The sequence below is a fragment of the Rufibacter radiotolerans genome (genome assembly GCF_001078055.1).
GTDB classification, from domain to species: domain Bacteria; phylum Bacteroidota; class Bacteroidia; order Cytophagales; family Hymenobacteraceae; genus Nibribacter; species Nibribacter radiotolerans.
Genome location: NZ_CP010777.1, coordinates 999,667 through 1,017,627, shown reverse-complemented (window position 1 = coordinate 1,017,627; position 17,961 = coordinate 999,667). Strand labels below are relative to the sequence as shown.

General features: G+C 45.7%; 19 protein-coding genes. 17 read left to right on the top strand and 2 right to left on the bottom strand.

From position 1 onward, the window contains the following. The first annotated feature begins 64 nt into the window (after positions 1-64). The 15 genes from TH63_RS04365 to TH63_RS04280 all read left to right on the top strand — a co-directional run bounded on the left by TH63_RS04365 (position 65) and on the right by TH63_RS04280 (position 12,059). Positions 65-1,537: a tyrosine-type recombinase/integrase gene (locus tag TH63_RS04365; protein ID WP_048919870.1), complete on the top strand. Its 1,473-nt coding sequence runs from the start codon at positions 65-67 to the stop codon at positions 1,535-1,537. Positions 1,538-2,765: 1,228 nt separating this feature from the next. Further along, positions 2,766-3,302, top strand: coding sequence for a hypothetical protein (locus tag TH63_RS04350; protein ID WP_048919867.1), 537 nt, complete (start codon positions 2,766-2,768; stop codon positions 3,300-3,302). Positions 3,303-3,400: 98 nt separating this feature from the next. After that, complete coding sequence (locus tag TH63_RS04345) at positions 3,401-3,793, top strand: hypothetical protein (RefSeq protein WP_048919866.1); 393 nt, start codon at positions 3,401-3,403, stop codon at positions 3,791-3,793. 190 nt (positions 3,794-3,983) lie between these two features. Continuing rightward, complete coding sequence (locus TH63_RS04340) at positions 3,984-4,418, top strand: hypothetical protein (protein ID WP_156180372.1); 435 nt, start codon at positions 3,984-3,986, stop codon at positions 4,416-4,418. An 88-nt stretch (positions 4,419-4,506) separates the two neighbouring features. Continuing rightward, positions 4,507-5,082 carry a hypothetical protein gene (locus tag TH63_RS04335; protein WP_156180370.1) on the top strand — a complete coding sequence of 192 codons (576 nt, stop codon included), beginning with the start codon at positions 4,507-4,509 and terminating at the stop codon, positions 5,080-5,082. Positions 5,083-5,303: 221 nt separating this feature from the next. Further along, complete coding sequence (locus tag TH63_RS04330) at positions 5,304-5,843, top strand: hypothetical protein (RefSeq protein ID WP_048919863.1); 540 nt, start codon at positions 5,304-5,306, stop codon at positions 5,841-5,843. 75 nt (positions 5,844-5,918) lie between these two features. Next, positions 5,919-6,464, top strand: coding sequence for a hypothetical protein (locus tag TH63_RS04325; protein ID WP_048919862.1), 546 nt, complete (start codon positions 5,919-5,921; stop codon positions 6,462-6,464). Positions 6,465-6,571: 107 nt separating this feature from the next. After that, positions 6,572-6,988 carry a WapI family immunity protein gene (locus TH63_RS04320; protein WP_048919861.1) on the top strand — a complete coding sequence of 139 codons (417 nt, stop codon included), beginning with the start codon at positions 6,572-6,574 and terminating at the stop codon, positions 6,986-6,988. 101 nt (positions 6,989-7,089) lie between these two features. After that, positions 7,090-7,500 (top strand): hypothetical protein, encoded by a 411-nt coding sequence (locus TH63_RS04315; protein WP_048919860.1) that lies wholly within the window; start codon positions 7,090-7,092, stop codon positions 7,498-7,500. A 168-nt stretch (positions 7,501-7,668) separates the two neighbouring features. Then, on the top strand, positions 7,669-8,646 hold the full coding sequence (locus TH63_RS04310) for an SH3 domain-containing protein (RefSeq protein WP_048919859.1): 978 nt from the start codon (positions 7,669-7,671) through the stop codon (positions 8,644-8,646). Between the two features lie 79 nt (positions 8,647-8,725). Beyond that, entirely contained in the window at positions 8,726-9,223 is a 498-nt protein-coding gene (locus tag TH63_RS04305; protein ID WP_048919858.1) for a hypothetical protein, read from the top strand. A 572-nt stretch (positions 9,224-9,795) separates the two neighbouring features. Continuing rightward, positions 9,796-10,221 carry a hypothetical protein gene (locus TH63_RS04295; protein ID WP_048919856.1) on the top strand — a complete coding sequence of 142 codons (426 nt, stop codon included), beginning with the start codon at positions 9,796-9,798 and terminating at the stop codon, positions 10,219-10,221. A 161-nt stretch (positions 10,222-10,382) separates the two neighbouring features. Continuing rightward, a complete protein-coding gene (locus TH63_RS04290; RefSeq protein ID WP_231583545.1) occupies positions 10,383-10,889 on the top strand; it encodes a hypothetical protein in 507 nt (168 codons plus the stop codon). Positions 10,890-11,036: 147 nt separating this feature from the next. Further along, complete coding sequence (locus TH63_RS04285) at positions 11,037-11,465, top strand: hypothetical protein (protein ID WP_048919855.1); 429 nt, start codon at positions 11,037-11,039, stop codon at positions 11,463-11,465. A 144-nt stretch (positions 11,466-11,609) separates the two neighbouring features. Next, a complete protein-coding gene (locus TH63_RS04280; RefSeq protein ID WP_048922577.1) occupies positions 11,610-12,059 on the top strand; it encodes an SRPBCC family protein in 450 nt (149 codons plus the stop codon). Positions 12,060-12,240: 181 nt separating this feature from the next. Here TH63_RS04280 and nadB read toward each other — a convergent pair whose 3' ends face one another. Together nadB and nadA are read right to left on the bottom strand one after the other, a co-directional pair. Beyond that, positions 12,241-13,830 (bottom strand): L-aspartate oxidase, encoded by a 1,590-nt coding sequence (nadB, locus tag TH63_RS04275; protein WP_048919854.1) that lies wholly within the window; start codon positions 13,828-13,830, stop codon positions 12,241-12,243. 66 nt (positions 13,831-13,896) lie between these two features. After that, positions 13,897-14,883, bottom strand: a complete 987-nt coding sequence (gene nadA / locus TH63_RS04270; RefSeq protein WP_048922576.1) for a quinolinate synthase NadA — start codon at positions 14,881-14,883, stop codon at positions 13,897-13,899. Positions 14,884-15,175: 292 nt separating this feature from the next. Here nadA and TH63_RS04265 point away from each other — a divergent pair, with 292 nt between their 5' ends. Continuing rightward, positions 15,176-16,519 carry an ATP-binding protein gene (locus tag TH63_RS04265; protein ID WP_048919853.1) on the top strand — a complete coding sequence of 448 codons (1,344 nt, stop codon included), beginning with the start codon at positions 15,176-15,178 and terminating at the stop codon, positions 16,517-16,519. A gap of 78 nt (positions 16,520-16,597) precedes the next feature. Then, complete coding sequence (locus TH63_RS04260; RefSeq protein ID WP_048919852.1) at positions 16,598-17,794, top strand: tetratricopeptide repeat protein; 1,197 nt, start codon at positions 16,598-16,600, stop codon at positions 17,792-17,794. Positions 17,795-17,961: the final 167 nt, after the last annotated feature.

Below are 17,961 nucleotides of genomic sequence, written 5' to 3'. Positions count from 1 at the left end.
CGTTTATAAACGCATCTATACGTTTATTAAACGGCTAAGGTATGGACCTGCCGTATCTTGGGGCATGCGCGAAAACAAAGCATCTTATCCTCGCCCGGCAGCGGCCACTTTGTACCTCAACCCCCTGGAGCACGCAGGCAAGAAGTACATCAAACTCTGGCACCAGCCTAACCCGCTGCTCAGCAAACGGCTCAAAGAAGCCTCCTGGATCAAGTACAGCAAGACCTATAAGTGCCTGGTGATGCACCACACCCCGCAGGCCATTGACCTTACCTACACGCACCTGCAGGGGCTGGCCCAGGTGAATACCCGTTACCTGCACCGGGCGCCCCGGCTCAGGCCAGCCAAAAGCACGCCGGTATTGGCGGCGGGGCCTATGGCCGAACCCTTGCAAAAAGAGGCAGAGCTGCCCATTGTACGCCTGCAGCCCCTGCTGCTGGCCGACGGTTCCACGGTAGTGGGCCTCTCCTTCAAATACAGCAAGCCCCTGTATGAGGCGCTAAAGAAAAGCCGCGTGGCCCGATGGGAGCAGGTGCCCAAGTGCTTTGTGGTACTTGCCGGCAGCCAAGCCCTGATGGCCCTGCAGCAGGAACTGGCGGGACAGGCCGGGCTCTGGCTGGCCCAGGACCTGCCCGTGCAGGACGTGCGCCTGATGCGGCAACTCTGGGAGCAGACCTACCGGAAGGACGCCGGCTACCTTCCCTGCCCCCTCCCCTTCCTGGAAAAGTTGTTGCTGCTCAACTACAGCCGCAATACCCTCAGGACCTACCACGGCCTGCTGCTGAGGTTCCTTAATCATTTCAAAGACAGGGGAATGGCCGCTATCTCGGCGTACACCGAGGAGGACATCAACGCCTACCACCGCCAGATGGTGCAGGCCGGAGCCTATTCCTGCTCTTTTGTGAACCAGAGCATAAACGCCGTCAAGTTCTATTACCAGCGGGTGCTAAACCGCCACGAGGTACAACTGCGCAATGTGGAGCGCCCCGAGAAGCCCGAGCGCCTGCCGCTGGTGCTGAGCAAACAGGAAGTGGCCAGGATTCTGGCCGCCACCGATAACCTCAAGCACCGCTGCCTGCTGCAGCTCCTTTACGCCGGGGGCCTGCGCATTGGCGAGGTCATTAACCTGAAACTGACGGACGTGCAGTCTGCCCGTAACCTACTGCTCATACGGGGCGGCAAGGGCAAGAAAGACCGCACCACCCTGCTCTCGCAGCGGCTCCTGGAAAGCCTTAGGGAGTACTATAAGGCCTACCGGCCGAAGGAGTGGTTGTTTGAGGGGCAGTTTGGGGGGCAATACTCCGTGGAGAGCATCAGAAATGTATTCCGGTTAGCTATGGAAAAGGCAGGGATCAAAACCAAGGCCACCCCCCATACGCTAAGGCATTCCTTCGCCACGCACCTGCTGGAGCAAGGCACCGATTTGCGCTACATCCAAACCTTGCTAGGCCACAAATCAAGTAAGACCACCGAGATTTACACGCACATCACCACTTATGCGGTGGACAAAATAAAGAGCCCGCTGGATACCTTGTAGTAAAATACTCTTATCTTACCTTTAATACCGACTATGGAAAAAACCAAAGACAAAACTGGCCGGGGAAGGAACCAAGTAAAACGGGCTTTCACACTTACGCACATAGGTCAGATAACCGTAGGTGGTACGTATATACAGTAGTTGGGTGGCATTGATAATTAAATATTATGATAGAAAGGCTGTCATCGAAAAGGTATCTGTTCATTTTTCTGGTTATAGTAATATGGTCAGTATTCACCGATTCACTTTTTCAGAAAGGCGGAGTTGACTGGTATATGCACTATGCTATTCTGTTTTTGACTATATGTCTTTCCGCTTTATACCTTCTACCCCTTTTTAGCTTCACTACTTTTGAAAAAATATTTTACTCGACCCTTTTCTCTGTCATAGGTCTATTTATTAGCCTTTCTTTCACTGAGAAAATCTTAGAGCAGATTTATGGATATGACTATGAAAGAGTGGTTTCAAACATCATTGCAAACCAGATATTTTACTCTTTAGCTATCTCTTGCTCGATTGGCGCTCTGGCAATCATTAGATGGTTTAAAGAAAGAAAAGAATCTACAACAGCCTGATTTTGATTAGTTTTCTTAAAAACAGGCTAAAAATGGAAAAGAAAAAACAACGCCACCCAACAAGGCATAAACGTCAACCTTCGGCCGACGACCTCGTCCGTCGTTTATACTAGACGTTGTATGCAATATGTAAAATTTAATATGCTACTTACCTATGAATAATATAGGTTTAATTCTGAGTATAGTAATAGGAATTGGATATTGTTTTTTGACAATCAGCAATTCATCAAGGCAAAAGGATAAATATTATTACAAATTATTCAACGAGAAAATATTCTCAATCCACATCATAGGCGCACTATTAATAGGAACCTTTGGACTATGGAGAGTGATAAATTTTGACAATAGAGAATTTTTCTATTTCAATCCTTTGATATATTTAATGCTACTCCGACTTCTGAACTACTTATCGCTATTTATTTATAAGAGACCCTTAATCTTGGCCACTAGATGGGATTCTCCTCCAAAGGGGAAGAATGGAATCAAATTTTTTGACAAATGTATGCTCTTCTTGCTTTTACTGATACCAACCGGAGTAAGCTTATTTTTACTAAAATTGATATTAGAAGGGGTGTAAAATTAAACTTCATACAACAACAGCTACAAAGCATCAAAACGCTTTGTAGCCTAACCGTTGGCAGTCATAAATAAAAATGAAGAAAATATTAATACTTGTATTTACTATTTCGTTGCTAAGCTCATGCAAAGAAACAAAACGGAAAGTCGAAGAGAAGCCTTTTCCCTCGTTTACCTATAATGGGAATAAATACTTAAGGTTGCCTAGTTCAGAATATTATCCTTCAGATAACCGACCTTTTGAGGAGGAGGAAAAACCTTACGGGGAGTTAACAATCGATTCTTCTGGGAACTTTGAATTAGTAAAAGTAAAGTTTTGGATGCTTGACAGTGTTTTCAAAAGGCTTGCACAAAAAGAAAACCTCTCATACTCTAAAACTTATTTACTCGATACGACTCAAAAAGAAAGGATTTTTGATTTTAGCAATGGCTTTGAAGTAAAACCAGTAGGCGACACTGCTTACTTTAGTTTAAAAATAAATAACCTCAATGCGACAAAGCAAGAACTCAAGGAGAAATGGACAATAAAAATCAATTGCCATTTTGAGGATAAAAACGGGGTTTCAGTAGACACCTTTTTTGTCAGTAACTTCAACGCTAAATGGATGAACTAAAAATTACGTCTGCCAACAAGGTATAAACGTCACCTCGGCCGACGGCCTTCGCCGTCGTTTACACGAGACCGTTAGCACCAATTAATTAAACATAAATAATGTCAAAAGCTCTAATTGCATCATTCATTCTTTTACAAGTTCTAACAAGCTGTTCTGAAAAAGTAGCTCAACAAAGTAGCCAAACATCAACTACTACTCTTTCCCAATCCGATTTAAAGGCATATATTCTAAAGGAAACAGAAGAAGGAGGTAGATTCGACTTCTTTACATCAATTAAGGGACACGAGAACGACGGAATACAAATAAAACCAGGGATTTACGATACGAAAAGAGGCTTGGCGATTTATAAATGGGGTAAAGCAAACTATGATGCTGGAGTAAAATCTCTAGATGAAGTTTACGCCATTTATTCTGAATACAAGAAGCGTCCTGTAAATGAAATAGAAAAAACCTACCTTAAAATGGGGTTCGGTAGAGAACTAGAAAAATAACAGGTGCTAACAAGGTGCATAAGCCATGTTACGGCCGACGGCCTTGCATGTCTCATGCACTAGACGTTAGCGGCAAGCAATAAAAAATATAGAATTGAGAAATTTCGCTATTTTAATCTTGGTATTACTTTCACTTGATTCTTGCAGTCAAAAGAATTTAGCGGGTTATTATTCAAGTAACGTAGCCGACTTGGGATTCTTCGTTACAAGAATTCAACTAAATAAGGACTCCACATTCAAATATGAATTCAGCGGAGAATTGTCACATAACAAAGGAACAGGAAAGTACAGAGTGGAAGATGTAAGTGTAATACATCTCGACTTTGAACCAGAGCATTCTGCCGATTCTGTAGATTTGATTGCTCGGACTTTATCTAGCAACGGATACAGACCGAAAAGATTTCTCTTTAAAAACGGAAAGTTGTACTCATTCCATTTAGATGGTCACGTAGTTAAACAGGGACAGGGTTTAAGCCGACGCAGAAAATACCTGTTCTTTGGTGAACGGTATATGACTACTAGGAAAATGTATTTGAAAAAGAGAAAAGGAAAAGAATTGCTCTGGAGAGGTGAAAAGAATTGCTCTGGAGAGGTGAAAAAAATGCCAGCCGCTAACATTGTATAAACAACAAGCTACGGCCGACGGCCTTGCTCGCTGTTTATACGAGACCGTTAGGTCTAATTTATAATAGTAAAAAATTCAAAACATAAAATTGAAGTCTACTTCTCCTCTGTTTTTAGTAATATGTTTTGCCCTTACCTCTTCCTGCACTTATTCAGGCTGGACAGAGATAGAGACGCAATCATTCACATTGAAGGTTCCACCAGAATGGAAATACCTAAGATATGAGGGCCCAGTAATTGACGCATTCCAAGGTGACATAATTACCTCCAGCAGTGACACTTTAGGGGTTATCTTTAGCCTAGGCACAGAGAGTCTAAGTGATGACGGAAGGAAACAAATAGTGGTTCCAGAAAGAGTAAGGGAAAAGCTTTTGAAAGAAGGCGCCGACATGTCCCGATTCGTGTTTGTTCCGACGGACAAAGATGTTCCGACCATGCAAGAAAAGCTTGTTACCCAGAAATTTGAAGAGAAGAGAATCAATGGAGTTAAAGCAAAGGTTGTAATCCCAAAACAAGTAGGAAAAGGAGTTACAGGAGCACATTTCAGAGGTATTAAACTACAGGGAAGTGAAACCGCCTATGAATTTACCATAGTTGGAAAAGACCTTGGTACCGCTGACCATGAGGCCTTACTGAAAATTATAGAAACAGTAAAATTCAAATGATAAACTGAGTGGCAACTTCTCCTTGTTTGACTGCAAAAAAAGAGTGACTCAAAAAACGTGTTTTCGGGCTACTTTTACCAAAACAGGCTAAAAACAGTAAGAAGATGTGAGGTCACTGAAAAGAAAAACTAGACCTAACAACGTGTAAACGCCAGCATCGGCCGACGGCCTCGCCGTCGTTTACACAAGTACGTTAGGTGCCACTTCGATAAAAAAAGCTAATGAAAACAGTTTTAGCGATTGTATCAATAATATGGGCTGTTTTTATATTAATCTATGGTTTCTCTATATTCCTCGACACTCCAAACCAAATTCAACGGAACATAGACTTTGTAGAAAAGAATATAAAGCCGTCAGTAATCTTCATCAATCAATTTAAAGTAGAAAACGGCCGATTGCCATCAAACAGAGAATACTTCACTTGGCACAGGGATTATTACGAGGATTACACAAGCGACTTAAATCAGAAAGTTGACTCATTGATTCCTGGGCTTGGGAGGAGACAATATATAAGGCATATTGCCCAAGTAGTAAGTGGAGACGAATATAAATTCAAAAAAGCGGATTGGAAAAAGGATTACGCAATTGGTTTATGGAACGGGGATTATTGGGAGTACTATTTTTCGTGGTCTAACAGCTACGAAAGGACTAGCAATTCATGGCAAGACGGCTATATAGGATTGGGAATAACTACAACCCTAGGGCTAATTCCTCTCATTATATGGCTTTTCATAAATAAAAAGAAAAAAAGCGGCACCTAACACTGTATAAACTGCATCTCGGCCGACGGCCTTCGTCGCCGCTTATACTAACCGTTGCCAGTAATTAATAAAAATATGAATTCAACTTTTGACTACAGAAAAGAAACCAATTACCTAACTATTCTTTGGGTCGCAATTACCAGCGTCTTAGCAAGTGGGTTTATTGGGGCAACTACTAATCTTATTAACGGATTTGTTAGTCCTACTTATTTCCGCAATGTTATGGGCTGGGACTTTGAAGGCATTTGGGCCGCTAGCATAGCTCAGGGAATATTTGAGGGACTACTTTATGGGATAGTGTTCACCCTAGTTTTTGTTGCGACAATCGGTTTTGTGACTAAAGGACAATCGACTTTTAGCTTCGGGTTCAGGCATTTACTTAGAGTGGTAGGATTTGTATACCTATGCTGGGTCATTGGTGGACTGATTGCAATGGGTCTGGCAACTTTGAGCCCCGACTTCTACAAAAGAACATTCATTAATGTACCTGAAGACTTCAGAAAAATGATAGGATATGCTTGGGTCGGCGGCTCAATATGGGGAGCAATGTTTGGCGGATTGTTTGGAATAGGCTTAGGAGCATTCGGTGTGTGGTCAAACTGGAGAAGTATTGAAAAATAACTCCTGGCAACAAGGTATAAACGTCAGCCTTCGGCCGACGGCCTCGCCCGCTGTTTATACTAGACGTTATATGCAACTTTAGATTACAAATAAGCCATAGAACCTTTATGCTAGAACTTGATGACATAATTGAGCTGCAAACTAATTCACAAACTGAAAAGCTCTCTTTTGCAACAAGGTACTTGGTTCAGATAAATTTCACTTTCGACCTTAAGGTGCGTTCGGGTGACTTCAGCGGGACTTCCCACTTTTGTGTAAGACGTGATGAAATAGAAAGCTTTTGCAAGAATCTACTCGACCTTTACTCATCACTAAAAGGTTCAGCAAGAATTGAAGACAACGACTCTGACGGATTCGTAGAGTTCTCGATAGAGCCGAATGGAAATCTATATGTTAATGGACAAGTAGGCGGCACTTATGAAGAACAGTGTATGAAATTCAAGTTCAAGACCGATCAAACTTGCATTCCAAGGTTTGTTCAGGACTTCAATAAATTGCTTTTGAACAAGAATGGTAATTATTGATACAAACAAGAAAAAAAAGCTGCATATAACATTGTATAAAAATCATGCTTCGGCCGACGGCCTTGCACGTTTTTTATACTAACCGTTGTAAAGCATTAAAAATGAACCGACTTTTTTTACTTTTAGCCGCGTTACTATTTGTCAGTTGTCAAACAGACTCCGAACTGTTTGATGATGTAAATGAAATGGCTGAATTTGATAGAGTTTACAAGCCGACCTTGATTCAATCAGGGAAAGAAAGTAGGTTTCTTGAACCTATGATGGAATACAGCCTTTTTACAATCGACTCCTTGGCTTTTCGAAACTTGGAAAATTCAATCGTAACAAGTGACAGATTTAAAAAAGGCACCTACTACTTAAATATTGAATTAGACGATTACTTATATCGTAATAACCTGGATATATTGAATATGGCTAAATCTTCAATCACTGAAAACAAATACGAAAAGACATATCACTTATATCTACTGTCAGACAGGAAAACTTTTGCAATATGCAAAGTCAACCAATAAATGCTTAAAAATAACGCTTTACAACATCACCTAAACGGCAACTCCAGCCGACGGCTGTCGCCGCCGTTTAGCCCAGTACGTTGGCTAAAATATTAGATGAAAAATTCAAATATCATTCTCTTACTCCCCTTGATAGGCGTCTCCTTAGGCTGCTCAAATTCAGACAGTTTGAAAAGAACCGAAAACAAAGTGCCGACGGTTAGCCAAATTGAAAAGCATGCTCCAGAAGCTAAGGTGGACGTGTTTGAGATACCTACCATAAAGACTCTTTATGTCACAAATCCAAAAGGGAGCAATATCTATGAGAAGCCCGATAAGCAGTCAGCAGTTTTAGAGACGCTAGAATATGGCTACAAGGTGGAAGTCATTGGGGAGGCAGCAAGCTGGTACCAGATAAAAGAACGCATAGGGAGAAGCTTTGTGAGAAACGGCCAGCAAATTCAGTCATCTGGCTGGGAGGTAGTGAATATACCCAAACTTGATGTAGGGCCTCTCATACAGGTTAAGCTGACAGCCAAGGATTTATACCTGACTTCTGACAATGCGACTATTAATGGCAAATTGAAGATTAACCTAATCAGCAAAGATGAATTTGAGAAAGATAAGCAAGAGAAAGATAAGTTTATTGTTCCTCGCAACACCTTAGTCTCGCAGAAAGATACTGTACTCATTGTATCCACAGGTAATGGGCAGAAAAAGAAGTATGTAAGCTCACCCAATGCAGAGGAAAGTAGGAAGGACTACACTTACGTTGGACATTCAGAACTCCTTAATTCGTTTCTGCTCTCAATCGGGTACTATGAAGGAAGTGAGTACATGCTCTACAGTTCTGAAAAAGGTGAGGAGATTATCAGCTTCAATGATTATCCCTATATTTCCCCTGACGGGCGGTATATTGTTTCTCTGTACACCAACCCTTACGACCAGACTACCGACTTTCAGTTGTACAAAATCATCGACAGCAAAACTATAAAGAAAGAACTGGAGGCGAGCTTCAGCAAATGGATGGCCGCTTTAGAGCCTCAGGAGATTTATTGGCAGGACGCAAACACAATTGTTGTGAAGGTTCTCCATGCACAGGCATTTTGGGATGAGGGAGGCGACCTCAATAAAGATTTCCAATACCTACAGATAAAAATACTTTAGCCAACATTGTGTAAACACCAGCATCGGCCGACGGCCTCAGCCGCCGTTTATACTATCCGTTACGCATAATTGATATTTGATGAAATTAGATACTGAAATAAAAATTCTTAGCTGGTATCAGATAATTGGCGGATTCATCGGACTTGTGATTCTGATTCATTACATATTACAGACCGAAGCATTCAATGGCTATGCAGTTCTTTTTCTATTCGCCATGTTAATGCTATTCTTATTCTCAATTGCTTGCGGACTAATATTGCTAAAGAACCCAACAAAAGGGATGTTACCCTCTAGAATTAATCAAATTTTGCAAATCATTGGTTTCGCCGTTGCGGGCTATAGTTTTCAGTATATTTCAGGATTAGGGGTGATTATCGGTTTTGACCTAACAGAAGGTATGCTGTTAAAACTTAATGCTGCCTTGTCAAGCTTTGAATATAACTGGAACACGGACCACGAAGAAGCTTTCCTTGTTGTCAACATAGTGCCATTGGTAGTGATATATCTGCTCAATAAGATTGAAAATGAATTACAGCAGGAAAAAACTTCTTTAGAGCTAACAAAAGAGCAGGTGTAAAAATAAAAACAACTTCGCGTAACAACACCTAAACGGCATCCTCGGCCGACGGCCTCCGCCGCCGCTTAGCCTAGTCCGTTACCAGCAAGTTTAATAATGATAAGAGATGTATCAAATTCTGATTTTCATACTAGTAAGCGTAATTCCCATCTCTCAAAGAAAAGAAAAGCTATCTGGGGAATATGTAATTAAATATGACCATCAATATTATCTGGATGACAACTCAATCATTTTCTCTGATAGCACCTATTCAAAAAAATTGAAGAATGGAGGTATAGTTAAAGGCACGATTAGATATTCTCATTCAACAATCTACCTTCAAGATAATTTCTCGACCCAACGTATTGAGATATCATTAGCTGATATATTAAAGGATACACTTAGTTTTTCTACTGTAGAGACCGACCCTAGAAAACATAGCCCTCCCAATGCAAGCTATCTTCACATAAGTAAAATTTTCGGGAAGATTATAAAAGTTAAATAAAACCTGCTGGTAACACTGCATAAACGCCAGCATCGGCCGACGGCCTTCGCCGTAGTTTATACTAGTCCGTTATGGCCAATTTATAAATATGAAAAAGATATTACTTCTAGCCTTCCTGATACTATTTACAATTCCAGCTTTCTGCCAAATTGAAGCAGATTCAATATTTATTTATAAAGACTTCAAACGTGCAGGGACAACGGCAGGACTTCAGCATAACCATCGTGACCTTGCTTCCCAACAAGCTAAAACGGTAAAATTGAATGGACCAGAAACAGCCGATTTGAAAGCACTTTTTAAAGAAACAAAGGTAAAGCGTTTCTATCAGCAAAAGCATGGAGGGGAAATATACTACGCTGTTGTTTGGTTTAAAGGGAATAAGTACAACTATATAATTGAGGGTGGAAACGACTTCGCAAGAATGGTCAACTTAAACACAATGAGAAAGTGGACTTTAGAAGAATCAATGAAAATTGAAGCCCTGTATGCGCTAATAAGGAAAAACAGGCCATAACATTGTGTAAAAATCATGCTACGGCCGACGGCCTTGCACGTTTTTTACACGAGTCCGTTATGCTTCATTATACAGATTCAACGCCAAATAATTGTATGCGCCTGCTAAGAAGGTAAATTTTATGACACTTTTCAGTCTATTTCATCTATGCATTAATGTGAATGAATAAGAATCTTAAACTGATTCAATTAAATTCCGAAATATATGAAGATTATCTAAAAACAGGTATTAAACTATTTATGCTGAAACTAGGCGGATACATAAACTTATTAATTGCATTTGTACATCTTATCGGACTGATTTGGATGGTTCAAGTGTTTAAGTTATTTGGTATTAGTAAACAAATGAATGAACTTTCAGAAATCCATTCATCATTTCCATATTTACTAACAATTGTTGTTGCTTTAGTATTTTTAGTTTTTGGCCTTTATGGACTGTTAGCCGACGATAAACTCCCCAAAATGCCGTTCCTAAAGCCCGTAATATTTTTAATTGGGGGTATTTATATATTCCGTGGACTTGGAGAATTAATCTATGAAACTACGCGAAGCAAACACTCGACAACAGAAATAGCATATTCATTTGTCGCATTGGCAATTGGATTACTATATCTAATCGGAGGATTTAAAAAATGGAAAGTAATAAGGAAAAAAATAACGAACGCATAACAACGGCTTGGTAAAAGGCGGGCTTACTTGCTTCGAAGTAAGGCTAGTGCAAGGCTGAGCGTTTTTACTTTGCATGAACTTTAGTACTAAAAAACCCGCCCTTCACTAAGCTACAAATCGTTAGCGGTAAGCCTTAATTAATAGAAAATGAAAAATCCAAGGAATAGAACTATACCATTGCTGTTCTTTGGGGCTTTTATCTTGGTAATATATTTCTGTATTCCAAGTACTAATTTCCATAATTGTACATGGAATGAAGACTTTGGCAAAATGAAGTTTGAGGGTGTTATTCAGAAGAAGTATCTCGATAAGTCAAACCATTCTACACCTACAGTGGTGTTAATAGATTTTCAAAATAACATGGATACTCTTGACTTATTTGGGGAGGACACTGGTGTGTATGAAGCTATAAGTTTGGGAGACACCATTAAGAAGCCTTCTGGAACACGACAGATGTTGAAGATGAGGAATAATGAATATGTAGTCTTTAAGACGGCTGAATTTGGTTGTGACTCAACTAAGCTGAAAAAGGAAGAGTATCTGTTTGGGGTATATAATTTAATAGGTAATGATTAAACCTGACAGACAAACGTCATTAATGCTATTACTTAAAATAGTCAGTCGCTAACAACACCTTTACCATAGCTACGCCATGGCAAAGCCCAGCACGTTAAACTCTGCATCCTCAGCCCCAGCCCTCTAAAAAAGAATATGGTACCCATGCCCCAAGACCCTATCAAAGTTGAGCAAACGGTAAACGCCCCAGCAGCCAAGGTCTGGCAAGCCATCACGGATAAAGACCAGATGAAGCAGTGGTTTTTTGACCTGGCGGTGTTCCGGCCCGAGGTAGGATTCAAATTCCAGTTTGTAGGCGGAACCGAAGAAAACTCGTATCTACACCTTTGCGAAATCACGGCGGTTGAACCAGGCCGTAAACTGACCCACACCTGGCGGTATGACGGGTATGAGGGCAACACCTTGGTCACCTTTGAACTCATACCCCTGGAGGAAAATGAAACCAAGGTCCTCCTCACCCACACTGGGCTGGAAACCTTTCCGGCGTCTAACCCAGACTTTGCGCGCAAGAACTTTGAGGCAGGCTGGCAACATATCATTGGCGTTTCTTTACCTGCCTTTGTAGAGAAAGATGGGACAGCCTTCCCTTTTTAAACCTTCCACTTTAATTGCATGGGATCAGCTTAAAACATCTTCATGCCTGCTTTCTATTTTACGCCTATTTTAGAGAAAACAGCCCTAAAACAGAAAATTCCCCGGTACCTCTTAGGTGAGAGGAACCGGGGAATCTTTTTTAGAAGGGTATCTGTCAAAGCCTTATAAACGCCCCATGTGATCAGGTGGGTTCCACCTCTGCCAGCGCTGCGGGTTGCGGGGTGCTCTCAAGGTCGGGGGCCAGGTAATGCAAACCAATGGATTCTTTCCGGTTGATGGCCGCCTCTACTACCAACAGTGCCACGGTGAGCAGGTTGTCCAGCTCACATAGCTGCAGCGACAAAGGCGACAGGCCCACCATCATCTCCACTTCATCTGCTAACTGCTTCAGCCGCCCGCGTAGCTCAAAAAGCTCTTTTCTACTCCTGAAAATACCGGCATTGCTACTCATGAGCGTTTGTACTTCTTCGCGCAGCCAATCTAGCTGGGCCGGGTTCTCTGGGGGCCGAACGGGTATGGCAAACCAGGCCGGCACCACGTCTACCAGGTCTATGTTGGTTAGTTTGCCGCAGGTGTCTTCACAGGCCCTGTGCGCAAAGACCAGGGCTTCCAGCAAAGAGTTAGAGGCCAGGCGGTTGGCACCGTGCAGGCCTGTCGAGGCACATTCGCCGCAGGCATACAGGTTCTCAATGCTGGTTCTGGCCTGGGTATCTACTTTTACGCCGCCGCAGAAATAATGCGCCGCGGGCACCACCGGTACCAGGTCTGTGGCCGGATCAATGCCCAGGCTCTTGCACCGTTGGGTGATGGTAGGGAAGTGGGCCTGAAAGGCGTCGGGGTCCAGGTGGGTCACGTCCAGGAACATGCTATGGGCAGCCTCTTTCTTCATTTCAGCCTCAATGGCCCGGGCCACCACATCGCGGCAGGCCAGGGAGCCGCGCGGGTCATAGTCTTCCATAAATGCCCGGCCGGCAGAGTTTCTTAAAATACCGCCATAGCCTCGTACTGCTTCAGAGACCAGAAAAGAGGGTTTATGACCCGGGTTGAACAAGGCCGTTGGGTGGAACTGCACAAATTCCATGTGCTCAATGGCCGCCCCTGCCCTGCTGGCCATGGCCACGCCGTCGCCGGTGGCAATTACCGGGTTAGTGGTAGCGTGGTATACCTGCCCCGCCCCACCGGTGGCCAGCAGGGTTACCCGTGCCGTGACGCGCACCAATTCCTGGGCCTTCACGTTCAGCAGCAGGGCGCCCCGGCAGGTGGTACCGCCGTCTTTCGCTTCGTCTATGATTAGGTCTATGGCGAAGTGGTGGGTAAGCACTTCTATGTTGGTCCGCTGTTTTAGTTGCTGGCTTAGGGCTTTTTCAAGGGACACGCCGGTCTGGTCCTTGACATGCAGGATGCGGTTCTCGGAGTGGCCCCCTTCTTTGCACAAATGGAAATCGCCGCCGGCGTTCAGGTCAAAAGACACGCCCCAGGCCACCAGGTCTGTAATGCGGTCTGGGGCCTCTTTCACCACCAGCTCTACCACCGCGGGGTCACAGAGCCAGGCGCCGGCTTCCATGGTGTCTTCTATGTGTTTCTGGTAAGAGTCGGTGGCCAGGTCAAGCACGGCGGCAATGCCGCCCTGGGCAAAGCTGGTATTGGTATCCAACACCCCGGCCTTGGCCGCCACCAGAATCTTTTTGTCTGGCTGGCGGTCGGCTACCTTTAAAGCATAGCTTAAACCGGCTATGCCAGACCCGATCACCAATACGTCTACTTCTTTCATGGCTTGAAACTTTTTAAGAGTATCCTGCCGCCCACCAAGGTTTAGGCTTGGGCGGCAGTTCTTGGGTTATGAAAGTTCCAACATGCGTTGGATGGGTGCCAGGGCTTTCAGCCGAAGGTCTTCGTCCAGGTCAATGGCCGGTTCTTCGCGCAGCAGACACAGGTAGAGTTTCTCCAGGGTATTCAGGCGCATGTACGGGCATTCTCCGCAGGCGCACTCGGTGTAGGTGACCAGAGGGGCGGGCAGGAAAAGCTTCTCCGGCGAGGCCTTGCGCATCTGGTGCAGAATACCTTCTTCGGTGACCACAATGTAGGTAGAGGTAGCGTCTTTCTGGCTGTAGTCCAGCATCTTGGCCGTGGAGTCCACGTAGTCTGCTATTTCCAGAATAGCGTGGCTGCACTCTGGGTGCGCCAATATCTTGGCCTGTGGGTGCTGTTCCTGCAGAGACTTTATTTTGTCTAAGGAGAAGGAATCATGCACAATGCAGGCCCCGTCCCAGAGCACCAGGTCACGGCCGGTCACTTTTTTGAGGTAGCGGCCCAGGTTCACGTCTGGCGCAAAAATGATGGGCGTCTCCTGCGGGATAGAGTCTATGATCTTTTTGGCGTTGGAAGAGGTGCAGATAATATCACTCAGGGCCTTGATCTCGGCGGTGCAGTTCACGTAACTCACCACCACATGGCCGGGGTGCGCGTCTTTGAATTTCTGGAAGGCGTCTGCCGGACAGGAATCTGCCAGGGAGCAGCCCGCATCCAGGTCTGGTAGCAAAACCTTCTTCTGCGGCGACAGAATCTTGGCGGTCTCGGCCATGAAATGCACGCCGGCAAACACAATCACATCGGCCTCGGTTTTGGCCGCCTGCTGCGAGAGGCCCAGGCTGTCGCCCACGTAATCGGCTATCTCCTGTATCTTCCACTCCTGGTAATAGTGGGCCAGAATAACGGCGTTCTTCTCTTTCTTCAGTCGTAAGATCTCCTCTTTGAGTTGGTCGTCGGTGAGGTTGGTGACGGGCTCCGTCTTTTTATATTTTTCCTGTAGCTCAGTGATGGTCATAGTCTGGGGTTCATATTGGGAGATACGCTGGTCTTTTTCTTTCTGAAAAGGAAAAGATTTGGCGCTACAAAGAGAATCTTTCCCCTGGAGAAGAAATATGATAAATGTCACTACCGGAGGTGATGCGGCACCAATTACAAAAGATAGAAAGGCGTTTTGGGCCTGTTTTAAGGAAAACGGCTTTAAAACGCACTCACTTGAAGTACCCACAAAAACCCGTAAAAGGCCCCCTCCTCTCCTTCGACCTTCAACAATTTATACTAACTTACCTGTCCTTAAAAAAGACACGCCCATGCCTACCCCCGACGAGATAGCCCTGCAGGGACTGCTTGAAGCCCTCATGTTTTCGCCCAACAACACCCCGCTGCGCAAGCATGTGGTGGCCACTTACTCTAACCTGGGCCAGTGGGAAGAGGCTGAAAAGCATTTGCTCCTGGGCCTGCAACACGCCCCGCAAGACCATAGCCTTAAATTACTGCTGGCCGCCACGTACCTGCAGCTTGGCAAGCACTCGGCTGTGTTTGTGATTGTGGAGGAGTTGCACAGCCTGGACTACAGCCCCGCCGAAGTGAACCTGCTGCACGCCCGCCTGTTGCTGGCCCACCAGGAACCCAAAGAGGCGCTGGAGAAATACCAGCTGGCCACCCGCCAGAACCCGGGCCTGCAAGACAAAGAGCTGGAAACTGCCCTTACCCAGCAAGCCTACCCCGGTTTCTCTGAGCTGGACCTGAAGGTACCCACCCAAGCCCCCGAACGCGAAATATACCCTTCGCTGGAAAGACCTACCATTAAGTTCAAAGACGTGGGCGGTATGGAGAAGGTGAAGGAGGAGATTGAGATGAAGATCATTCATCCGCTGCAGCACCCAGAGCTGTACAAAGCCTACGGTAAGCAGGTTGGCGGCGGCATTCTCATGTACGGTCCGCCGGGCTGCGGAAAAACGCTGCTGGCCCGCGCCACCGCCGGTCAGGTGAACGCCTCTTTCCTGTCAGTGGGCATCAATGACATTCTGGACATGTGGATTGGCAACTCAGAGAAGAACCTGCACCAGGTCTTTGAACTGGCCCGTGCCCAGGCGCCTTGCGTGCTGTTTTTTGACGAGGTAGATGCCCTGGGCGCCTCCCGCACCGACATGCGCAAGAGCGGTGGCCGCCACCTCATCAACCAGTTCCTGTCTGAGCTGGACGGCGTGGAGCACTCCAATGAAGGGGTTCTAATTTTGGCCGCCACCAACACGCCCTGGAACATGGACTCCGCTTTCCGGAGGCCGGGCCGCTTTGACCGCATTGTGTTTGTGACGCCCCCAGACCAGGCCGCCAAGGAAGCCATTCTGGAAGTGCTCCTCCATGGCAAACCCTCCCAAAAACTCAACCTGGAAGCCATCGCCAAAAAAGCCAAAGACTTCTCGGGTGCCGATTTAAAAGCCATTGTAGACGTGGCGATAGAGCTAAAGCTGCGCGAATCCATGAAAAAAGGCCAGCCGCTGCCCATTGAACAGAACGACCTGCTCAAAGCCCTGGACCAGGTAAAACCCTCTACCAAGGAATGGTTTACCACTGCCCGTAACTACGCACTGTACGCCAACGAGAACGGCCTCTATGATGAGATTCTGGACTACATGGGCGTGAAGAAGTAATCCATCACAGGTAAATCCGCTTTTACTTTCCTCAACCAAAAGGCAGCCGGTAGTGGCTGCCCTTCTATTCCCTCACGCATGCAAACCATTAACCAAGACCGGGCCCTGCTCCTGCTTCAGCAGAAGAAGTATGATTTAGCTGAAAAGGAACTGAGAAGCGCCTTAACCGAGGATGTCCACAATGGCCTCAACCACGCTTACCTGGCACTGTGCCTTCTGCACCTCAACAAACCTCAGGAGGCCCTGCAGGAAGCCCAGCAAGCCATTGCCGAGGAGCCCGACCTGGACTATGCTTTCTATATTCTCAGCCTTATTCATTTGCAGGAAGAGCGCCTGGCAGAAAGTGAGCGCGCCATCTGGGAAGCCTTAACCCTGGAACCCTATGAGGCCACTTACCATTTTGTGCTGGGCAGCATCTGCTTTAGCCGTAGCCAGTGGAAAGAGGCCCTGGCCAGTGCCGAGGAAGGCCTGGCCGTAGAGCCCGAGGACGTGAGTTGCCTGAACCTGAAAGCCCGGGCCCTGAACCGCCTGGGGCACAAGGAAATGGCCACCGAAAGCTTCGGGAATGCCTTTCTGCACGCGCCAGACAACCACCAAACCCACACCAACCAGGGTTGGGTCTACCTGGAGCAGGCCCAATACAAACAGGCCCTGCACCACTTTCAGGAAGCGCTGCGCCTGAACCCCACCTCAGACTTCGCCCGCGAAGGCCTGGTGGAGGCGCTCAAGGCCAAATACTGGATCTACCGGGGCTTTCTTCAGTTCAGTTATAAAATGGCATCATTGAGTGGTGGGGCCCGGTGGGGCATGTACATTGGTATGATCATACTGGTGCGCGTCATGCCCCTGCTCCTGCCGTTTTACTTTATGCTCATCTTTTTCACCTGGTTCTCAGACCTCATCTTCAATACCATGCTGCGGTTTAACCGCTACGGTCGGCATGCCCTGAGCCAGGAGCAGATAGACGGCTCCAACCTTTTCCTGGCCTTGTTCCTGGGGGGTATCAGTGCGCTGGTCACCAATTTTGCCATTGATCTACCGGAGGCCGGAACGCTGGGGATAGTATTGCTGGGCATGCTGTTCCCGGTGGCTGGCACGCTGCAGCTGGAGTACAAAGCCCCGCGCCGCAAATCAACCCTTATCACTTGGGGAATAGCCACGCTGGGCGCCGCCACGGTGATTACCCAATTCATTGACCCCGCGCTTTCAGGCAACCTACTCACTGGGTTCTATATCTGCGTACTGGGCTACACTTGGATAAGGGCCTCTTTATAAACCGCTTGCGTCTAAGCTCCATGTCAATAAAGGAAATGAAGAAAAGTGGGGGATAGCGTTTTTGCCCTGTTTCCCTGAAAACGGCCTCAAAACAGCTTGGGCATCAACAGAATTCAGGTAAGGCCATAGAGAGGTTGGCCAGCACTTTTGCCACCTTCAAAACAGAA